This is a genomic window from Rhizobacter sp. Root1221 (genome assembly GCF_001425785.1).
GTDB lineage: Bacteria > Pseudomonadota > Gammaproteobacteria > Burkholderiales > Burkholderiaceae_C > Rhizobacter.
On the sequence record NZ_LMDI01000008.1, the window covers coordinates 14,458 to 34,270 of the forward strand.

A 19,813-nucleotide genomic window follows, 5' to 3' on the forward strand; every position below is an offset into this window, starting at 1 on the left:
TCCGGAAGTGGCGGCGAATCCCGTGCTGTTCATCGTTTTGGCACCCACCGGCTTCAGCACAATTGTTTACAGATCCACCGCAGTACCCGATTGCCATGACTACACCCCAGATCGACCCGGCAGTGTCCTACCTCGCCTTCCTGGCCACCGTGAGCGACGAACGCCTCGCCCGGGTGGCAGCCCGGCGGGCTTTCGTGGAGATGAAGATCAGCTTCATGCGAGCTGCGGCCCTCGTGCGAGGTTCCGAAGGCCCGATGCTGCAGCGCAAGGTGCGTTCGGCCACCGAAGTGGCGGAACTGTGGCGGCTGAGCGACTCGCTGCTCCACAGCCTGCCGGCACTCGACCCGGTGGTTGCCGCGCACCGCCAGGAACTCCAGTGCCACCTCGACAGCGCGTTCCCGGCCGGCAGCGCCAGCCTGCCGCTCACGTGGGAAACCCACCGCCAGGACGTCAGAGGAGGCTCTCAGCCTCCCTGGCCGAGGTAATCGCTCTTGCCCAGCGGCACGCCGTTGTGCCGCAGCAGCGCGTAGGCCGTGGTGGTGTGGAAGAACAGGTTCGGCAGCACCACGTGCTTCAGGTAGGGTTCACCCTTCATCACGGTGTTGCCCTCGCGGCGCGGGATGGTGATGTCCTTGTCCTCGCTGCCGTCGACCTGCGCCGCCGTGACCGAGGACACGAACTCGAGCGTCTTCGCGATGCGGGCCTTCAGATCGGCCATCGACCCCTCGTTGTCCTCGAAACGAGGCGCTTCGATGCCGGCCAGCCGGGCCACGCAGAACTTGGCCGCGTCACACGCGATCTGCACCTGCCGGGTGAACGGCAGCATGTCGGGGGCGAGCCGGGTGCCCAGCAGCACCACCGGGTCGAACTTCTTCTCTGCGGCGTAGACCTCGGCCCGGTCGAGCCAATTGGCGAGGTTACCGAGCATGGCCTTGAAGATGGGCACGCTCGCAGAGTACATCGAGATGGGCATGGGTTCTCCGATTTGAGGTGAGGGGCGATGCTACTGCGACACGCCCGAGGCTGCACAGCGTGCACAATCGCGGCAGACGCCCAACGCCCGAAGTGCCCGTGAACATCATCATCCTCGACGACTACCAGGACGCCGTCCGCAAGCTCAAATGCGCCGCCCACCTGGAACACCTGAACGCGAAGGTCTTCACGAACACCGTGAAAGGCATCGGCCAATTGTCCGTGCGCCTGCGCGACGCCGAAGTGCTCGTGCTGATCCGTGAGCGCACCCAGTTCCCGCGCCAGCTGCTCGAAAAACTCCCCAAGCTCAAGCTGATCGCCCAGACGGGGCGCGTGGGCCCGCACATCGACATCGAGACGTGCACCCGCCTCGGCATCGCCGTGGCCGAGGGGGTGGGTTCGCCGGTAGCCCCGGCCGAGCTGACCTGGGCCCTGATCATGGCCTCGATGCGCCGGCTGCCGCAGTACATCGGCAACCTGAAACACGGCGCCTGGCAGCAGTCTGGCCTGAAGGCGGCCTCCATGCCGCCCAACTTCGGCATCGGCGCCGTGCTGCGGGGCAAGACACTGGGCATCTGGGGCTACGGCCGCATCGGCCAGATCGTGGCGTCGTATGGCAAGGCGTTCGGCATGCAGGTGACGGTGTGGGGCTCCGAGGCCTCGCGCTCGCGTGCCGCCGCCGACGGCCACGTGGCGGCCGATTCCCGCGAATCGTTCTTCGAGACGTGCGACGTGCTGTCGCTGCACCTGCGCCTGACCGACAACAGCCGCGGCATCGTCAAGCCCGAAGACCTCTCCCGCATGAAACCCACCGCGTTGCTGGTGAACACCTCGCGGGCCGAGCTGGTCGAGGAAGGCGCGCTGGTGTCGGCCCTGAACCGCGGGCGCCCCGGCATGGCCGCGGTCGACGTGTTCGAGAGCGAACCCATCCTGCAGGGCCACCCGCTGCTGCGCCTGGAAAACGCCGTCTGCACGCCCCACATCGGCTACGTCGAGCAGGACAGCTACGAGCTGTACTTCAACGCCGCGTTCGAGAACGTCGTGAACTTCATCCACGGCCAGCCCGCCAACATCGTCAATCCGGAGGCCTTGAAGGTGATGCGCGGATGAGTCCTGCCCACTCGGCCCACCAGCGGGTGGCCCAGGCGCGGTGGGCTCTGATGTTCGGCAATTTCACCATCGGTTGTGGCGTGATGGTGGTGGCGGGTTCGTTGAACGACCTGATCCGCTCGCTGGACGTGAGCGTCGCGCTCGGCGGGCAGCTCATCGCGGCCGCCGCCATCGTGATGTCCATCGGCGCCCCGCTGATGGCGGGCCTCGTGGGCGGCTGGGACCGCCGCAAGCTGCTGGTGTGGTCGCTCGGCTGGTATGCCGCCGGGCACGCGCTGTGCGCCATCGCCCCCAACTACGCCACGCTGCTGCCGCTGCGCACGCTGAGCGTGCTGTCCGCCGCGGTGTTCACCCCGCAGGCGGCCGCGGTGATGGGGCACGTGGCGCCGCCCGACGAACGCGGGCGCTCCATCATCTTCATCTTCCTCGGCTGGTCGGTGGCATCGGTGGTGGGCATGCCCATCCACAGCTTCATCGGCGAGGCCTTCGGCTGGCGCTGGGCATTCGGCCTGGTGGCGGGGCTGTCGGTGGGTGCCGCCTGGTGGCTGTGGCACGTGATGCCCGCCGGCATCCAGTTGCCGGCCATGCGGCTGGCCGCCTGGCGCGGCGTGTTCACGCACCCCATCCTGATGGCCATCGTGCTGGTGACGGCACTCACCGGTGCGGGCCAGTTCACGGTGTTCGCGTACCTCGCTCCCTACTACCGCCAGGTGCTGCATGCCAACGCGGCCGAGACCAGCGCCCTCTTCTTCTGGTTCGGTGCGTTCGGCCTGACCGGCAACCTGCTGCTGTCGCGCTACATCGACCGGCTCGGGGCCGCCCGCATCGTCGCCGGGTCGCTCGCGCTGATGGCGTTGAGCCTGCTGCTGTGGCCGCTGGCCGCCGGGGTCGTGGCCATGGCGCTCATCATGGTGCCCTGGGGCCTCGGTGGTTTCGCCTCCAATTCCGCCCAGCAGGCCCGTCTCGGCGGCGCGGCACCCGAACTGGGTTCGGCCCTCATGGCCCTGAACACCTCGGCGATCTACCTCGGCCAAGCCGTGGGGGCCGCCGGTGGCGGCGCCGTCGTGGCCGCCAATGTCGCCCACGGTGCCAGTCCGGCCCAGGCCTACGACCACCTCCACTGGATCGGGTTCACCTGGATCGTCGTGGCCCTCGGGTTGAGCACGTGGGCCCATCGCGCGTTGCAAAGGAATGGCGGCCGTGCCTGAAACCGCTCTCGAACCCCTGCGCGAACCCCGCTCGTGCGCCCACCTGTTCTGGGTGTTCACCCGCATGGCGCTCCAGGGTTTCGGCGGTGTGCTGGCCGTGGCACAGCACGAGCTGGTGGAACGGGAACGCTGGCTCTCGCGGGACGAGTTCCTGGAACTGCTGTCGGTGGGCCAGGTGCTGCCGGGGCCCAACGTGGTGAACCTGTCGCTGATGATCGGCGACCGTTTCTTCGGCCTGCGTGGCGCGGCGTCGGCGCTCGCCGGCATGCTGCTGGTGCCGCTCGTGCTGATGCTCGGCCTGGCGGTGCTGTATGGGCACCATGCCGACAACCCGCGGGTGGCCGGCGCGCTGCGCGGCATGGGTGCGGTCTCGGCCGGCCTCGTGCTTGCCACCGCGTGGAAGCTGCTGGGCGGCCTGCGCAAGAACCCGCTCGGCCTGCCCACCTGCCTCGCGTTCGGCGCCGCCACGGTCGTGCTGGTGGCCGTGCTGCGTGTGCCGCTCGCCTGGGTGATCGCGAGCCTCGGGGGGATCGCGGTGGGGCTGGCCTGGTGGAGGTTGCGCCCGTGACCGCCACGCTGCACGCCGCCGACCTGTTCGCGCTGTTCGCGCACTTCACGATGCTCAGCCTGCTGGCCGTGGGCGGCGCCATCACCACCGCGCCCGACATGCACCGCTACCTGGTGGCCGAACAGCACTGGCTGACGGACGCCCAGTTCACCGCATCGGTGGCGCTGGCGCAGGCGGCCCCGGGGCCGAACGTGCTGTTCGTCGCGGTGCTGGGCTACAACGTGGCCGGCCTGCCCGGGGCGATGGCCGCCATGGCCGGCATCATGCTCCCGTCCACCACGCTGGCCCTGTGGGCCACGCGCTGGGGCCGCTCGCGCCGGGAGACCCGGGGCGTTCGCGCCTTCACCCTGGGCATGGCCCCCCTCACGCTCGGGCTGCTGCTGTCCACTGGCTGGGTGCTTGCGGAACCCTCGCGCCAGATCCCCGGCGCGATGCTGCTGGTGGGGTTGTCGACCGTGGTGATGGCCCGCACCAGGCTGAGCCCGATGTGGCTGGTGGCGCTCGGTGCCGTGGCAGGAGCGGCAGGTTACGCCTGAAGGACCAGCTGGCGCGTGACCTCGGGCACTTCGGTGTCGCTCTCGAAGGCCAGGGCTTCATCCACCAAGCTGGGCAGGTCGGCCAGGTCGTGACGCACCTCGGGGGTCATGCCGTCGGGCAGTTCATCGAACGTGCCGTCGGAAAACCAGACCTCGGTGGTGCCCCCTTCGCCCTGGTGCACCGTGACGCTCAACAGCAGCGCAGGCATTTCGTTGGGCCCGTCCATGGACACTGGCGTGCCGCCCTGGGACGATTCCAGCACGATGATGAGGCGGGGTTCGAAGGTCTCTCGCTCGGCCCGGCCGTGTGGCGCGGCCTGCTGGAGACGGGCCATGATCGTCAGGCCATGGCGCAAGGCGGAAGCCTCGATGCGGGTGACGGTGTCCTGGACACTGTATCGGCTCACGCGGCTGTGCACGGGCCGGTCGTCGGTGCCCATCGCTCGGGTGCCACCGCTCAGTGCCGCGAGGATCATCGCTGCACCGCCTGTCATCCAGAAGCGAAACGGATTCTTCATGAGAGCTCCTTCGCGCAGAGGTACGGACCATACGACCCGGCGGCGCCCCGATCAAGCGCTTCCAAACGGTAGAAACGTAATAAATTGTTTCCTAGGGAGACGGGGAGGGAGTGCCCGTTTTTTAAGCAGCCGGGGGCCCTCTCCTGCTGCGTCGCAACACCGCATTCGGGACGTGCCGCGCGCGCGGCGCGGCAGGCCCTTCATCGCACTCGGGAATTGCGCCCGGCAGGTTCACACCTTCTCGGTGCCTCGGCGCTGGCGCACGGCTTCGTAGAGGCAGATGCCGCTCGCGACGGACACGTTCAGGCTTTCCACCGCGCCCGCCATGGGCAAGCGGACGAGCTCGTCGCACGTCTTCGTGGTGAGCTGGCGCATGCCGGCACCTTCGGCGCCCAGCACCAGCGCCACCGGTCCCGTGAGGTCCAGGTCGTAGAGGGACTGGGTGGCCTGGTCAGACGTGCCGATGATGCGGATGTCCCGCTCCTTCAGCTCGTTGAGCGTGCGCGCGAGGTTCGTGACCATGAAGTACGGCACGGTCTCGGCCGCTCCCGAGGCCACCTTGGCCACGGTGGCGTTGACCCCCACGGCGTGGTCCTTCGGCGCGATCACGGCGTGCGCACCGGCCCCGTCGGCCACCCGCAGGCAGGCGCCCAGGTTGTGCGGGTCGGTGATGCCGTCCAGCACCAGCAGCAGCGGCACGGCATCGACCGCGTCGAGCGTGTCGTCGAGCGAATGGCTCATGGCGGCGGCTTCCACCCGTGCCGCCACCCCCTGGTGGCGCGGCGAGCCGCAGAACTTCTGCAGGCGGTCGTCGTCGCTGTCGATCAGGCGCACACCGGCCTCGCGCGCGCGTTCGAGGAACTGGCGCATCCGCGGGTCGCGGCGGCTGGCGTCGAAGTGGATTTCGGAAACGGACTTCGGTGCAGTCTTCAGGCGCACCGTGACGGCGTGGAAGCCGAAGAGGATCTTGTTGCTCATCCGCGAATGGTAGCCGCCCTGGCTGCCAGCACCTGATCCACCACCGCCACGAGCTCGTTGTACTGGAACGGCTTGGCGAGGTACGCGTCGCAACCGGCCGCGAGGATGCGCTCGGCATCGCCCTTCATCGCCAGCGCCGTCAACGCCACCACCTTGATGCCGGCGGTGGCAGCCTCGGATTTCAGCAGCCGGGTCACCGACAGTCCGTCGATGCCGGGCATCTGCACGTCCATCAGGATCAGGTCGGGCGGGTCGGCGCGCGCACGATCGAGGCCGGCTTCCCCGTCCGGCGCCGTCAGCACCACGTGGCCCGCGCGCTGCAGCAGCAGCTGCGCGAGCTTCAGGTTCTGGGGGTTGTCTTCGATCACGAGCACGCGGGCCATCAGACGTTCTCCTCCACGTGGCGGTGCCGTGCCAGCGCACGCCGCACCTCGGCCAGCAGGCTTGCCGGCAGGAACTCCGCCTTCTCGAGCACCTGCTGGACCTGTCCGTGCAGCGTGGTGCGGTCCTCGTTGTTCAGGAGCTTGGCAGTCAACACGATGATCGGAATGTCCGCCGTGGCGGGGTCGGCACGCAGCGCCCGCACTACATCGAAGCCGGACACGGCCGGCATCATCAGGTCCAGGATGATGAGGGCCGTGGACCCGTCGCGCGCGAGGGCCAGCGCCTCCGCCCCGCCATAGGCCCCCACCGGCATGAACCCTGCCACTTCCAGGTGCTTGCTCACGAGGGTGACGGCCTTCGGATCGTCGTCCACGACCAGCACGCGGGCGCCCTTGCGGCCGTTGCCGAGGTCGACCGATGCCACCGCGGCCAGCAGGTCATCGGGATCGACCGGCTTGGCCAGCACCTGCGAGGCCCCCAGGGCGAATCCGCGCCGCCGCTCGTCCGTCACCGACACGATGACCACCGGGATGTTGCGCGTTTCCTCGCGGTCCTTCATGCGCAGCAGCATGTCCCAGCCGTCGATGCCCGGCAGGATGATGTCCAGCACGATCACCGACGGACGTTCGTGGCTCGCCAGGTGCAGCCCCTCCTCGGCCGACCTGGCGAGTTCCACCCGGTAGCCTGCCCCTTCGAGGTGACTCACGATCATGCTGGCCGCCCGCGCGTCGTCCTCGACGACCAGCACCACCGGGGCATCCTTCGACGGCGGCAACGCCGCCACCACGGCCCGGCCCGTCACGTCGGGTGCCAGGCGGATCTGCTCGGCCGTGGCCTCGCGCCAGGGCAGCCACACGGTGAAGGTGGAGCCCTGCTCCGGCTCGCTGGTCACCAGCATGCCGCCGCCATGCAGTTCGGCCAGCCGCTTGACCATCATGAGCCCGAGGCCGGTGCCGGCGTACTTGCGTGACAGCGATGAGTCGATCTGCACGAACGGCTGGAACAGCCGTTCGAGGTCCTTGCGGGCGATGCCGATGCCCGTGTCGGTCACGCTGATGGCCAGGTAGGCGGAAAAGGCATCGATGTTCGCGGGCGGGAACGCGCGGGCATACCGCTGGTTGCAGGCCGCCTTCACCTCGGCCGCGGTGGCACGCTGGAGGGACAAGGTCACGTGCCCGCCCTCGGGCGTGAACTTCACGGCATTGGCCAGCAGGTTGTAGACGATCTGCTTGGACTTGCGCAGGTCCACCATCAAACTGCCCTGGTCGGGCTCGCACACCGCGCGCAGCCGCACGTGCTGGGTGCTGGCCTTCTCACGCATCACCGACATGCCGCTGCCCGAGAGCTGGATGGGCTCGAGCGCCTCCAGCTCGAGCGGTGAATGGCCGGACTCCACCTTCGACAAGTCGAGGATGTCGTTGATCAGCGAGAGCAGGTGCTTGCCGCTCGTGAAGATGTCGGTGATGTACTCCCTCTGCTCCGGCGTCAGGTCGCCCACCATGCCGTCCTTCAGGATCTCGGAGAACCCGATCACGGCATTGAGCGGCGTGCGCAATTCGTGCGACATGTTCGCGAGGAACTCGCTCTTCATGCGGTCGGCCTTGCTGAGTTCCGCGTTCTTCTGCTGGATGTCCTCGCCACGTGCGCGCAGCTGGTCGGCCAGCATGCCGAGTTCGGTCATCTGCGACAGGTTGTGCAAGGCCACGCCCCATTGCGCGCACAGGCGTTCGAGGAAGCGGCGGTCGCCGTCATCGAGCCGCGTGGCGGCTGCCAGCACCAGCACCCCGCTGAGGTGCCCCTGGAACATCACGGGCGAAAACAGCACGGTGGCCGGCGACAGCGCGGCCAGGCCCGTTTCGATGCGGAACCCGCCCTCCTGGCCCACGCCGTTGATCTCGACCGGCAGCATGGTGCGGCCGGCCAGGCCGAGCGGGCCGTCCCCCAGCCGCACCAGCGGCTGGGCATCGCTGGGTGCCGCGTGGGTGGCCGCCAGGCGCAGCATGCCGCCGATCTCCTCATGGGCGTAGAAGGCCGAGCAGAGGAACTGCGGGTTGCCTGCCAGCACCTGCAGCGTGCCGTCGACCACGGCATGGCGGTCGGGCTGGCTGTTGTAGAGCGTGAGCGCCTGCGCGTGCAGTTCCTCGTAGCGCGCGTTCTGCGCCACGCGCCGCTCGGCCTCCTGGCGCGCCACCAGGTCGCGCCGGACGCGCCAGTAAACCACGGGCAGCATCAGCAGTATCACGACGATCAACGTGGCGAATGTGGCCTCTGTCACCGCGGCGCGGTCGGTCTCCACCTTCTCCCGCTCGGCGAGGAGCCGCTGCTCCTCCCCCGCCATCTCGTCGAGCACGCCGCGGGCGCCATGCAGCACGCGGACACCTTCGTCCAGGCGCTGCACCAGGTCCACGGACGAACCGTTCGACCGCATCATCTGTTCCGTGTCGCGGATCACGTTGATGCGGGTCATCACAATGCGGCGCAGCTCGGCGAGCCGGTCCTGCTGCGCGGGGTTGTCCAAGGTGAGGCGAGAGACAGTGCCCACGCTGGCATCGAACTTCGCCATCCACTGGTCACGCCCTTCGGCAAACGCCTCGCGCCGCGACATCATGAAGGCGCGGTGGTCGGCCTCGGCCCGATCGAGGTTCGACTGCAGGCGGGCGACCTCGCCAATGACCAGGTGGGTGTGGTTGACGAACTTGGAAGCCTCGAGGGATTCCTGTGCGGAGTTCCAGGAGAAGCCAGCCAGCGCGAGGATCAGCACCGCACCGGCGGACAGCCCGGCGATTGCCCATTGCCGAACAGACAGTTGCCCCATGGCCGCGCTCCCAGGATGACAGACCGAGACGCTGTGTGCCCAGTCCACTCCTGGCGCTGCCTACCGTGTCGGTATGGCTGCGTCAGCTCCCGCTGCGGACCAAAGCTGATACAGGGTGTAACACAGCGACATGAACCCGCCTACCGCATCCGCGCTAATCCCCTCCCGCCGCCCGCGTGATCAATGCCTACACGAGGGCCCGCTTCAGCGCGACCACCCCTGCCAGGATGGCAAAAAAGAACGGCTGGTGGAGCATGTACACCGTGAGGGACCAGCGCCCGATCACGGCCAGCCCGCGTGCAGGGGACACCACCGGGCCGCTCAACCAGTGCGGCCGGCGCGCCAGCATCCACTGCCCGGCGGCCATGCCCCACCACATGATCCCGAGCCACGGCAGCACCGGCACGTAGTCTTCCGTCACCGGTTTGCGGGTCACGAGGCCCAGCCAGTTCAGCGCGCGCCCGTCGAACAGCGGGTGCTGGATGAACTGCGGCAACAGCACGGCCACCAGCCCCATGAGCCACAGGACCCGTCCCGCCGGCGCCGTCAGGCGCACGACCACGAGCATCACCGCAATGCCGTGCAGCACGCCAAACGTGATGAAGCTCTTGGGGAAGATGAACCAGGACCCCGCCGTGACCAGCAACGCACAGCCCGCCACTTGCGCCCACCGGCGCCAGAACCGCGGCCAGCGCTGCCCTTGTGTGTACGCCACGGCCTGCCCGAGGCCGGCGCAGAAGAGGAAGGTGGAGACGATGCAGGTGCGCTGCCAGGTCCAGAATGGGTCGTGGTAGAAGTTCTGGCGGATGAACCGGAAGTGGTTCAGGTCGAACGCGAAGTGGAACGCCACCATCCACACCACGGCCGCCCCCCGCAGGGCGTCGAGCCTGTCAAAGCGATGGGCAGCCATCACTGCGCGCGGGTCAGCGGCTCGATGCGCGCGAGGTGTTCGAGGAAGGTGGACGCGGACTGGTACCCGATCACCCTCGCCTGCGGGATCTCGGCACCAGCCGGCGGGAAGAACAGCATCGCCGGGGGGCCGAACAGGCCATGCCGGCGCAGCAGGGCCTGGTCGGCCTCGTTGTTGGCGGTGACGTCGATGCGCAGCAGGTTCATGCCGGCCAACTTGCTGCGCACTTGCGGGTCGGTCAGCGTGAACGCCTCGAATTCCTTGCACGACACGCACCAGTCGGCGTACACGTCCAGCATGACCGGCCTGGTGGACGTGCGCACGGCTTCATCGAGCGCCGCGACGCTGGTCACCGGCGCGAAGGCCACGCCGGCCTCGACGCGCCCGCCACCGCCCAGGTGCTGCAGCGGCTGCAGGAGGCTGCGGCCGCCCGAGGACACCCCCACGAGCTGCACGGCGGCGAGCAGCGCGAGCGCGATGCCGAGGCCCTTGGTCAGCGTGCGCCCGGGGTGCGACGTGTGGGCATGAAGCGGTTCGAACGCACCGAGGTACACGCCGCCCGCCAGCATCAGCACGGCCGCCGCGAGCATCACCACCCACACGGGCAGCACGGGCGTCACCATCCACAGGGCCACGCCGAGCAGCAGGAAGCCGAAGAAGTGCTTCACCTGCTTCATCCAGGCCCCGGTGCGTGGCAGCAAGGTGCCGGCCGACAGGCCCACGAGGAGCAGCGGCACGCTCATGCCCGCGGCCATCGCGAACAGGGCCACGCCACCGAGCAGCGCATCGCGGGTCTGGCCGATGTAGACCAGCGCGCCGGCCAGCGGAGCGGCCACGCACGGCCCCACGATCACGGCAGACAGCCCGCCCATCACGAACACCCCCACGAACTGGCCGCCCTTGAAGCGGTTGGACCAGCTCGTGAACCTCGCCTGCAGGCCCGCGGGCATCTGCAACTCATAGGCGCCGAACATGGAGAGCGACAGGCCGGCCAGCAGCAGTGCGAACGCGCCAAGCACCCAGGCGTTCTGCAGGGCCGCGCCGAGACTCTTGCCAAGCAGCGCCGCGGCGATGCCGAACAGCGTATAGACGATGGCCATGCCGAGCGAGTATGCGAGCGCCAGCGAAAACCCGCGGGTGCGCGACACCCGCTGCGACTGCCCCACGATGATGGACGACAGGATGGGCAGCATGGGCAGCACACACGGCGTGAACGACAGCAGCAGGCCTGCCACCACGAACACCCCGGCGATCGTCAGCAGGCTGCGCGACTGCAACGCGTTGCCGAACACGTCACCGCTGCCGGCTGGCGCGGGTGGGGCATCGGCCGCCGCCGGCGCCGGGCTCGACGACACGAGACCCGACAGCAGGCCGCCGGTGCGGCGGGGCTCCGCGGGCGGCGCGGCCACCACCTGCATCAATCCGTCCGGGCCGGCCTCCACCCGCACCGGGCGCTGCTGCGGCGGATAACACAGGCCCTTGTCCGCACACCCCTGGTTGCCCACGTTGAGCTGGAACGTGGTGCCCGCGGCCTGCGGCGGCACGGCCAGCACGAGCGTGACGGTGTCGCGCAGGGTTTCCACGTCCTTGCCGAAGTTCTCGTCGAACTTGACCTTGCCGCGTGGCACCTCGAGGTCACCGAGCGCGATGGACGCGGGATCGGGGATGGCGTTGAGCTTGTCGCGGTACAGGTAGTAGCCGGGCGCGACGTCGAAGCGGATCTCGAGGTGGCCGGCATCCACCTGGCGGGCCGACAGCGCAAACGCCTTCACCGGATCCAGGAACGCCTCGTCGGCACGGGACACCGCCGTGCCGGCGGCCAGGAACAGCAAAGCCACCCCGAGGAAGCGTGTCGAAATCGATCGGATGCCCATGCGTCGCTACTTTCCGGCCCGGGCGCCCATCGCCGCGGTCAACATGGGATTGTAGGAACTCCAGGATGTTCCCCGTGACAGCCCGTATTTGTGCGCGCTGCGGGAACATTTCCTGCATGAACGCCTCCACCCAGCGAGGAGGTGCCCGGCATGCCTGACGACTCGACTCCCACCCGGTTTTCCCATGTGAAGGCCGGCAACGACGGCTGGCGCAGCGACGGCCTGCGCGATTTTTTCCTGTACCGCGACCTGGGCGTGGCGGAGGCCACGAACGGCAAGGTGATCTGCCATCTCGTGAAGGCCAACCTGGCGCCCGAGAAAGGCACCGGCTGGCACCGCCACGAGGCGGACTTCCAGATCGTCATCATGACCAAGGGCTGGGCCCGGTTCATGTACGGCGACCAGGAAACGCTGGTGTCGGCCGGCGACTGCGTGCACCAGCGCCCGGGCATCGTGCACTACCTGTTCGACTACTCCCCCGACATGGAGTACCTCGAGATCGTGGGCCCCGCCGACTTCAAGACGGTGGACGCCCCGGCCCCGTGCGAGGTGCCGCCCTTCACGCCGTGGCCCGCCGTCACGGCCCCGCCGGGAGCGCCTTGAGCCCCTGTGACCGCGTTTCGCCGGTGTTGACCCCGCCATAGGGCACCAGGTCGAAGTTCAGGTCGTTGCGGTCGCCGGAGAGCTCGATCACCGTCTTGGCTGCATCGAACTGCGGGAACCCGCCGCACGCTTCGCCGCGCTGGCAAAGCAGCGTGTCGTTGTCGATGTCGGAGCCGGCGAAGATCTGCACCTGCGTGGCCGTCACGCCGGCGATGCGCCACGGGTACACACCGTTCGTGGCATTCACCGCCACCTGGTGGATGGGGTTGCCGGTGCTGGCGTCCACCACGAGCACGTACACCCGCCCGAAGTCGGCGGTGGACGTGGCCCCGGCCGCCGTCTTCGTGACGATCACCTGCACGTCGAACTGGCGCGCCGAGGTGGTGACGCGCAGCGTGGCGAACGTGCTGCCCAGCGGGAGGGTGTCGCGCGACACCGTCACCGTGTACGTGCCGAGGCCGCTGGCGTCCACCGCCTGGGGCCCCACCGTCACCGCCGCTGTGCTGCTGACCACGGAGGTCACCGTCTCGGTGCTCGCCCCGCCCTGGAGCACCACCTGGAGTTCGGCCGACGTGCGCACCGACCCGAAATCGAGGCTCGACGGCAGCGCGACGACCGTGCCCGGCACCGGCGTGGGGTTGGTGCCGGCCAGCTTCAAGGCCTCGTCGACCGCCTTGCTGGCATTGACGAGGCCGAAGCCGGTGCCGCTGTCGCGGCCGGCGGCGCCCAGGTCGTCGGTGAGGAGTCCTGCGCCGAGCAACGCGTCGACCTGGGCCACGGTGATGCCGGGGTTCGCGTAGCGCATCAACGCCATCACACCCGCCACGTGGGGCGCCGCCATGGACGTGCCGGCCTTGCCGCCATAGCTGGGCACGCGGGTGGTGCCACTGAAGTCGCCGAGCGTGCTGTAGATCAGGTCGGGCAGGCCCGTGCCGGTGGTGGACTGTCGCGGGTCGCCGCCGGGCGCGGCCAGGCTGAGCTGCGGGTCGGTGTTGGAGTAGGACGCCGTCTGCCGCCGGGCGTCGAGCGCGCCCACGGAGACCACCCCGGCACAGTTGGCCGGTGCATCGCGCGCCGTCAGCGCGTCATTGCCCGAGGCCGCCACCACGATCACCCCGGCAGCCCGTGCCCGCGTGACCGCATCGGCATAGGCGGCGGGGCAAGCGCGGGTGCTGCCGAGGCTCAGGTTGATGACGTCGGCCCGTTCGCCGGGGATCTGCCCCGACGCGTTGGCCAGCCCGGCGGCATACAGGATGGCCTGGGCCACGTCGGCCGTGGTACTGCCCGTGGCGTCCTTCGCGAACACGCGGATGGGCATCAGGCGCGCCATGGGCGCCACGCCAGCCACCCCGGTGGATTCGAACGTGGTGGCGGCCACGATGCCGGCCACGTGGGTGCCATGGAACGCGGTGGCCACGCCGGGGCTGCTGGGGTCGTCGGCGCTGGCGGACCAGGTGCCGCCGCCGGTGAAGCTCGCCTCGTAGGCGACCTGGCCCGTGAAGTCGGGGTGGTCGGAGACGATCCCGGTGTCGATGACCGCCACGATGGGCCGGCGCGTGAACTGCTGGCGCAGCGGCACGAGCGTGGCCATGGCCCCCGGCATGCCGATCATCTCGAAGTGCCAGCGCTGGTTCGAATAGAGGCGGTCGGCCGGCGGGTAGGCCCCCACCAGGTCGGACTGCAACGCCACGCGGTAGTTGGGCTCGGCATACGCGTACAGGCCGGTGCGCTGCAGGTGCTTGGCGTAGTGCACGGTGTCGATCACCTCGCGCAGCGCGGGGGGCAGGTCGGGGGCGGCGGCCGACAGCACGCGTGCCGATGCCTGGCGGCTGTCGGCCGTGCCCTGTCCAAGGGCCTGCAGCTGGTCGAGGGCAGCCTCGCGCTCGGCCGCGCCCGTGGGCATGTGCAACAGCACCGGTGCCGAGGTGGCTTCGGGTGCGGCCGTGGACAACGCGCCTGCCCCGAGCGCCTTGGCCCGCAGGCGGTTGGCGGCGGGGTCGCTGGACAGGGCCCGCGCCACCACCTCGCCCGCCACCACACCGGACGTGCTGCTGACCGTGTTGGCACAGGTGCTGCTGTCGGTGGGGGCTCCGATGCGCAGGTTGTAGATGGACGCCCCGGCGTACGCATTGACGGCGACGTGGTACCGGCCGGCGGTCTGGATGCGCAGGCATTCGAACGCGTTCACCCCGGACGATTGCCCGATGGGCGGCGAATTGGCGGAGGCGCCTTCCGCGTACACGTACAGGTCGAGGTCGTTCACGAGCGGGTTGGCGGTGAACTCCAGCTCGATCACCTGGCCGGGCTGCAGGTCGGCCACATAGCCGTCGATCGGGTCGCCGGCCTGGTAGTTGGCCCCGGCAGCCCCCGCCTGCGGCACGTTGACCGAGCCGATCAGGTAGACGGGCGACACCAGCGCCTGCGAGCCCGCGAACGTGTTGTTGGGCGCGCGCCCGGCCTGGTTGGGGTCGTTGGTGTCGGAGTCGACCGCCGCGTGTTCGGGCAATGAGAGGGTGCCCGACAGCGTGACGCTGCCGTCCCCCCCGCCGCCCCCACCGCAACTGGCGAGCAGCAGCACAGCACCGGCGCACCACGCGTTCAGGATCTGTTTGCGCATAGGACCACGACCGCTCGACGGCCGCCTCTTGGGTGAGAACCCAAATCGTAGCCCTTGGCGTGTAACCCCACTGTCGGAGAACGCCTCGACAAAGCGCGAGGAACGAGCCCGGTGCCGTCAGAATTCCATGTCGAGTTCCTCGATGTCGTCCGGCTCCTGGCGGGCCGCCGCCACCCAGGCCTTCATGTCCGGCATCGCCATGATGTGCTGGCAGTACGCGATGCCGGTGCGGTCGAGCTTGACGTGGTAAGTGCGGAACCGGGTCACCACCGGCGCGTACATGGCATCAGCCATGCACGGCCTGGTGCCGAAGAGGAACGGCCCGCCATACGTGGCCAGGCATTCGCGCCAGATCGCGGTGATGCGGGCGATGTCCCCCTCCGCACGCGACCACACCTTGTGGCCCGGGAAGTCGCCCTTCAGGTTCATGGGCAACGCCGACCTCAGGCTGCTGAACCCGGAGTGCATCTCACCGCAGATGGCGCGGCAGTGCGCGCGGGCCGCACGGTCTTCTGGCAGCAAGCCGCTCTCGGGGTACCGTTCGGCGAGGTATTCACCGATGGCCAGCGTGTCCCACACCTTGATGCCGTCGTGCGTGAGGCACGGCACGAGGATGGACGGCGACAGCAGCAGGATCTCCTGCCGGGCGTCGGCATCGTCGGGCGGCACGATGACCTCCTCGAAATCGAGCCCGGCCAGCCGGGCCATCAGCCACCCCCGCAAGGACCAGGACGAATAGTTCTTGCTCGACAGGCTCAGCGTGGAGGCCGGCTTCGGCGGTGCCTTCTTCGAGGGCGTTCGCGACGCCACGGTCTTGGCTGCGGGCTTGGCGGCAGACTTGGGGCGAGCCTGGGTTGCGGCTGGGGGCATGGGCAGGACTCCATCGGCATCGTGGGCGGACCGGTCTCGCAAGGGATGTGCCACACGCGGCATGGCGCGCTAGTTGCAAGTGGACAGCCATCGCCAAGTGCCAGGAGACCTCATGATGTACCAGGCCTACCAGGCCCACAGCGATCTGATGTGGCCGCTGAGAGCCTTGGCCAGGACCGCCCTGCCCATGCTCCAGCACCCCGGCCACGTGTGGTCGGGCCTCGGCATGCACCGCAAGCTGGTTGCCGCATTGCACACGCTGTCGCTCTCCGAGATCACTCACAAGCGCCCGGCGTTCGGCATCGGCCAGATCGAGGTGGACGGCAAGACCGTCGAGGTGGTGGAGGAAGCCGTTCACGTGGCGCCGTTCGCGACACTGCTGCGTTTTGCCAAACCGGGCGCACCGGCACAGCCTCGCGTGCTGGTCGTCGCACCGATGTCGGGCCATTTCGCCACCTTGCTGCGCGACACGGTGCGCACCATGTTGGTGGACCACGACGTCTACATCACCGACTGGCACAACGCGCGCGACGTGCCGTTGTCCGCCGGCCGGTTCGGCCTCGACGAGTACACCGCCTACCTGATCGACTTCCTCGCCGTGATGGGCCCGGGCGCCCACCTGATGGCCATCTGCCAGCCGTGTGTCTCCGCGCTGAGCGCGGTGGCCCTGATGTCAGAGGACGACCATCCGGCCACGCCCGCCAGCCTCACGCTCATGGCCGGCCCCATCGACTGCCGCATCAATCCCACCGCGGTCAACGAACTTGCCGTGACCCGTCCCATCGACTGGTTCGAGAAGAACCTCGTGAGCGTGGTGCCGTGGCGGTTTGCCGGCGGCGGCCGGCGTGTGTACCCCGGGTTCATGCAGCTCACCGCGTTCGTGAGCATGAACCGCGACCGGCACGTGGCCGCATTCAAGGACTACTACGCCAACCTCGCCATGGCCGATGCCGAGCGGGCGGGTGACGTGGAACACACCCGCACGTTCTACGAGGAGTACTTCGCCGTCTCCGACCTGCCGGCCGATTTCTACCTCGAGACGGTGCGCCTGGTGTTCCAGGAGTACGCACTGCCGAAGGGTGAATTGATGTTCCGGGGACGCCGCATCGACCCGTCGGCGATCCGGCGGACGGCGCTGCTGACCGTGGAAGGCGAACGCGACGACATCTGCGCCGTGGGCCAGACCCTGGCTGCCCAGGACCTGTGCAGCAAGCTGCGCCCCTACCTGCGCACGCACCATGTGCAGCCCGGCGCGGGCCACTACGGTGTGTTCAGCGGCAGCCGCTGGAAAAGGCACATCTACCCGCTGGTGCGCGACACCATCCACGCGGCCGGCTGATGCCCCTGGCCGGGTTCAGCCGGCTGAACCTTGGCCAGCCGCGATGGGCGGCACATCCAGGTGCACGTCGCCACACTGCGCACGGTGACGCAGCGCGTGGTCGATCAGCACGAGGGCGAGCATGGCTTCGGCGATGGGCGTGGCGCGGATGCCCACGCAGGGGTCGTGGCGGCCGAACGTTTCCACCGTGGCCGGCGCACCAGCCAGGTCGATGGACTCACGCGGGCTGCGGATGGAACTGGTGGGCTTGATGGCGATCTGGACGGTGACGTCCTGGCCGGTGGAGATGCCTCCGAGCACGCCGCCCGCGTTGTTGCCGCGGAATCCGTCGGGCGACAGCGCGTCACCATGCGTGGTGCCGCGCTGCGCGACGCTCGCGAAGCCGGCGCCGATCTCGACCCCCTTCACCGCGTTGATGCCCATCATCGCGTAGGCGATGTCGGCGTCGAGCTTGTCGAACAACGGTGCACCCCAACCCACCGGCACGTGGCGCGCGGCCACGGCAATGCGGGCGCCGCAGCTGTCGCCATCCTTGCGCAGCTGGTCCATGTAGGCCTCCAGGCGCGGGATGTCGGTGGCGTTGGCCGCGAAAAACGGGTTGTTCGGCACGTGGTCGAGCGATTCGAACGGGATCTCGATCTCGCCGATGTGGGTCATGTGGCCATCGAACGTGGTGCCGTGGCGCTCGCGCAGCCACTTCTTCGCCACCGCGCCGGCGGCCACCATGGGCGCCGTGAGGCGGGCCGACGAGCGTCCGCCGCCGCGCGGGTCGCGGATGCCGTACTTGTGCCAGTAGGTGTAGTCGGCGTGTCCCGGGCGGAATGTCTGCAGGATGTTGCCGTAGTCCTTGCTGCGCTGGTCGGTGTTGCGGATCAGCAGGCAGATGGGGGTGCCGGTGGTGCGCCCTTCGTACACACCCGACAGGATCTCGACCGCGTCCGGTTCATTGCGCTGCGTCACGTGGCGCGAGGTGCCAGGACGGCGCCGGTCGAGTTCGGGCTGGATGTCGGCCTCGGACAGCGGCATGCCGGGAGGGCATCCGTCGATCACGCAGCCGATGGCCGGGCCATGGGATTCGCCGAAGTTGGTGACGCGGAACAGGGTGCCGAAGGTGCTGCCGGACATGGGGAATCAGGGCCGAGGGACAAGCGCTGCATTTTACGCCCGCGCCAATCGCGCGATGGGGATCAACGCCTGAGGTTCAAGGGCAAAGATTGTTGCGGCGCCGGCAACACCGTGTTGAGTCCGGGTCTCTTGGTTTGGCTCAGGGGTAACCCTACATTGAATCCAAGACGCGCCACCGGTCGGTGGCGCCGCGGTCACGGAGGACTACCTCCCGCCGTGCCTGCCGGATGAGGGGGTCCCTACTGTCTGGAGAAATTCAACAATGAAGTCCATCCCGTTTGCTTTCGGCGCCATCGCCCTTGCCGCCAGTTTTGCCGCCAGCGCCCAGACCGCACCGAGCACCAGCAACGTCACGATCTACGGCGTGGTCGACGCCTATGTGCAGTCCGCCCACGGCAGCAGCACTGTCAACCGCGTGCAGTCGGGCGGCCTGAACGGCTCGCGCATCGGGTTCCGCGGCACCGAAGACCTGGGCAATGGCCTGAAGGCCCTGTTCGCCATCGAAAGCGGCATCAACCTCGACGACGGCACCAGCGGCCAGAACGCCTTCTGGGGTCGCCAGGCTTTCGTGGGCCTCGGTTCGTCCTACGGCCAGGTGACCCTCGGCCGCCAGTACGGCAGCATCTACACGCTGTCGAACGACTTCAGCGCCTTCGGCAACACCCCCACCGGCCCGAGCACCGCCGTGATCGGCGGCTTCGGCGGCTACGAGCCCGTGCGTGGCGGCGCCACCGCCTCGGCCACGGGCAATGGTGGTCCGGCGCGCATCAACAACTCGGTGAAGGTCGAGACTGCCTCTTACGGCGGCTTCCGCGGCGGCTTCGTGTACGGTGCCGGTGAAGTGGCCGGCGCCACCAACGACAACCGCATCGCCGACGTGTACGCGCGCTACACCGGCGGCCCGTTCGATGCCATGTTGTCCTTCGTGGACGACAAGGCCGATGTGACCGGCCTGAGCGTGCGCACCACGTCGGCCGCCGCGGCCTACACGTTCGGCCCGGCCCGCGTGACCGGCGGCATCATCTCGGTGGACAACCGCAGCGCCACCGACGCCGACGGCCGTGGCTACTGGGTGGGCGGCGACTACCGCTTCGGCGAGCACCTCGTGCGCGCGCAGTACCTCGAGAACAAGGCCCGCAACGTGGACGTGGGCACGACGAAGGCGTTGGGCGTGGGCTACCAGTACGACCTGTCGAAGCGCACCGCGCTGTACTCGTCGCTGACGCACTTCAAGAACGAAGGCAGCACCTACACGAACCGCTGGAACGCTTCGATCCCGGACGGCCTGCTGACCGGCGACGATCGCAAGGTCACCGAGTTCGTGGCCGGCATTCGCCACTCGTTCTAAGCGTGAGACGGCCCCGGCGAAGGCCGGGGCCCGACCGC

General features: G+C 68.9%; 18 protein-coding genes. 8 read left to right on the forward strand and 10 right to left on the reverse strand.

Annotated elements, in window-relative coordinates; genetic code table 11:
- Positions 1-95: 95 nt before the first annotated feature.
- Positions 96-485: a hypothetical protein gene (locus ASC87_RS07310; RefSeq protein WP_157603887.1), complete on the forward strand. Its 390-nt coding sequence runs from the start codon at positions 96-98 to the stop codon at positions 483-485.
- Here ASC87_RS07310 and ASC87_RS07315 read toward each other — a convergent pair.
- Positions 464-973, reverse strand: coding sequence for a DUF1993 family protein (locus ASC87_RS07315; RefSeq protein ID WP_056658962.1), 510 nt, complete (start codon positions 971-973; stop codon positions 464-466). The two genes, ASC87_RS07310 and ASC87_RS07315, sit on opposite strands and share 22 nt — an antisense overlap.
- A gap of 98 nt (positions 974-1,071) precedes the next feature.
- Between ASC87_RS07315 and ASC87_RS07320 the strand changes: the two genes are divergently transcribed.
- Genes ASC87_RS07320 through ASC87_RS07335 form a run of 4 tightly spaced genes read left to right on the forward strand, consistent with a single transcriptional unit; the run spans position 1,072 to position 4,394 of the window.
- Positions 1,072-2,082, forward strand: a complete 1,011-nt coding sequence (locus ASC87_RS07320; protein ID WP_056658965.1) for a D-2-hydroxyacid dehydrogenase family protein — start codon at positions 1,072-1,074, stop codon at positions 2,080-2,082.
- The gene (locus tag ASC87_RS07325) at positions 2,079-3,290 is read left to right on the forward strand and encodes an MFS transporter (protein ID WP_056658968.1); all 1,212 of its coding nucleotides are present in this window, start codon (positions 2,079-2,081) and stop codon (positions 3,288-3,290) included. Before ASC87_RS07320 ends, ASC87_RS07325 begins: the two co-directional genes overlap by 4 nt.
- Positions 3,274-3,858 (forward strand): chromate transporter, encoded by a 585-nt coding sequence (locus tag ASC87_RS07330; protein WP_056658971.1) that lies wholly within the window; start codon positions 3,274-3,276, stop codon positions 3,856-3,858. The genes ASC87_RS07325 and ASC87_RS07330 overlap by 17 nt, the downstream gene beginning before the upstream one ends.
- Positions 3,855-4,394, forward strand: coding sequence for a chromate transporter (locus tag ASC87_RS07335; RefSeq protein ID WP_255358907.1), 540 nt, complete (start codon positions 3,855-3,857; stop codon positions 4,392-4,394). The genes ASC87_RS07330 and ASC87_RS07335 overlap by 4 nt, the downstream gene beginning before the upstream one ends.
- Here ASC87_RS07335 and ASC87_RS07340 read toward each other — a convergent pair.
- The 6 genes from ASC87_RS07340 to dsbD form a co-directional block, all read right to left on the reverse strand.
- Complete coding sequence (locus tag ASC87_RS07340) at positions 4,385-4,912, reverse strand: hypothetical protein (RefSeq protein WP_056658974.1); 528 nt, start codon at positions 4,910-4,912, stop codon at positions 4,385-4,387. The genes ASC87_RS07335 and ASC87_RS07340 overlap by 10 nt on opposite strands.
- Before the next feature lie 231 nt (positions 4,913-5,143).
- The gene (gene rlmB, locus ASC87_RS07345; protein WP_056658977.1) at positions 5,144-5,890 is read right to left on the reverse strand and encodes a 23S rRNA (guanosine(2251)-2'-O)-methyltransferase RlmB; all 747 of its coding nucleotides are present in this window, start codon (positions 5,888-5,890) and stop codon (positions 5,144-5,146) included.
- On the reverse strand, positions 5,887-6,273 hold the full coding sequence (locus ASC87_RS07350) for a response regulator (protein WP_056658980.1): 387 nt from the start codon (positions 6,271-6,273) through the stop codon (positions 5,887-5,889). Before ASC87_RS07350 ends, rlmB begins: the two co-directional genes overlap by 4 nt.
- Complete coding sequence (locus ASC87_RS07355; RefSeq protein ID WP_056658983.1) at positions 6,273-9,089, reverse strand: response regulator; 2,817 nt, start codon at positions 9,087-9,089, stop codon at positions 6,273-6,275. Before ASC87_RS07355 ends, ASC87_RS07350 begins: the two co-directional genes overlap by 1 nt.
- Before the next feature lie 187 nt (positions 9,090-9,276).
- Positions 9,277-9,999, reverse strand: a complete 723-nt coding sequence (locus tag ASC87_RS07360) for a DUF1624 domain-containing protein (RefSeq protein ID WP_056658986.1) — start codon at positions 9,997-9,999, stop codon at positions 9,277-9,279.
- The gene (dsbD, locus tag ASC87_RS07365; RefSeq protein ID WP_056658991.1) at positions 9,999-11,873 is read right to left on the reverse strand and encodes a protein-disulfide reductase DsbD; all 1,875 of its coding nucleotides are present in this window, start codon (positions 11,871-11,873) and stop codon (positions 9,999-10,001) included. Before dsbD ends, ASC87_RS07360 begins: the two co-directional genes overlap by 1 nt.
- Positions 11,874-12,023: 150 nt before the next feature.
- Here dsbD and ASC87_RS07370 point away from each other — a divergent pair, with 150 nt between their 5' ends.
- Positions 12,024-12,476: a cupin domain-containing protein gene (locus tag ASC87_RS07370; protein ID WP_056658994.1), complete on the forward strand. Its 453-nt coding sequence runs from the start codon at positions 12,024-12,026 to the stop codon at positions 12,474-12,476.
- Here the strand turns inward: ASC87_RS07370 and ASC87_RS07375 are convergent.
- Complete coding sequence (locus tag ASC87_RS07375) at positions 12,451-15,093, reverse strand: S8 family serine peptidase (RefSeq protein WP_056658997.1); 2,643 nt, start codon at positions 15,091-15,093, stop codon at positions 12,451-12,453. The two genes, ASC87_RS07370 and ASC87_RS07375, sit on opposite strands and share 26 nt — an antisense overlap.
- A 117-nt stretch (positions 15,094-15,210) precedes the next feature.
- Positions 15,211-15,963, reverse strand: coding sequence for a glutathione S-transferase family protein (locus tag ASC87_RS07380; protein WP_082568461.1), 753 nt, complete (start codon positions 15,961-15,963; stop codon positions 15,211-15,213).
- Between the two features lie 112 nt (positions 15,964-16,075).
- Between ASC87_RS07380 and ASC87_RS07385 the strand changes: the two genes are divergently transcribed.
- Entirely contained in the window at positions 16,076-17,302 is a 1,227-nt protein-coding gene (locus ASC87_RS07385) for a polyhydroxyalkanoate depolymerase (protein ID WP_056659000.1), read from the forward strand.
- A 15-nt stretch (positions 17,303-17,317) separates the two neighbouring features.
- Here the strand turns inward: ASC87_RS07385 and aroC are convergent, their stop codons facing one another.
- Positions 17,318-18,427 (reverse strand): chorismate synthase, encoded by a 1,110-nt coding sequence (aroC, locus tag ASC87_RS07390; protein ID WP_056659003.1) that lies wholly within the window; start codon positions 18,425-18,427, stop codon positions 17,318-17,320.
- Between the two features lie 262 nt (positions 18,428-18,689).
- Between aroC and ASC87_RS07395 the strand changes: the two genes are divergently transcribed.
- Complete coding sequence (locus ASC87_RS07395; protein ID WP_056659007.1) at positions 18,690-19,775, forward strand: porin; 1,086 nt, start codon at positions 18,690-18,692, stop codon at positions 19,773-19,775.
- The last annotated feature ends 38 nt before the right edge of the window (positions 19,776-19,813 follow it).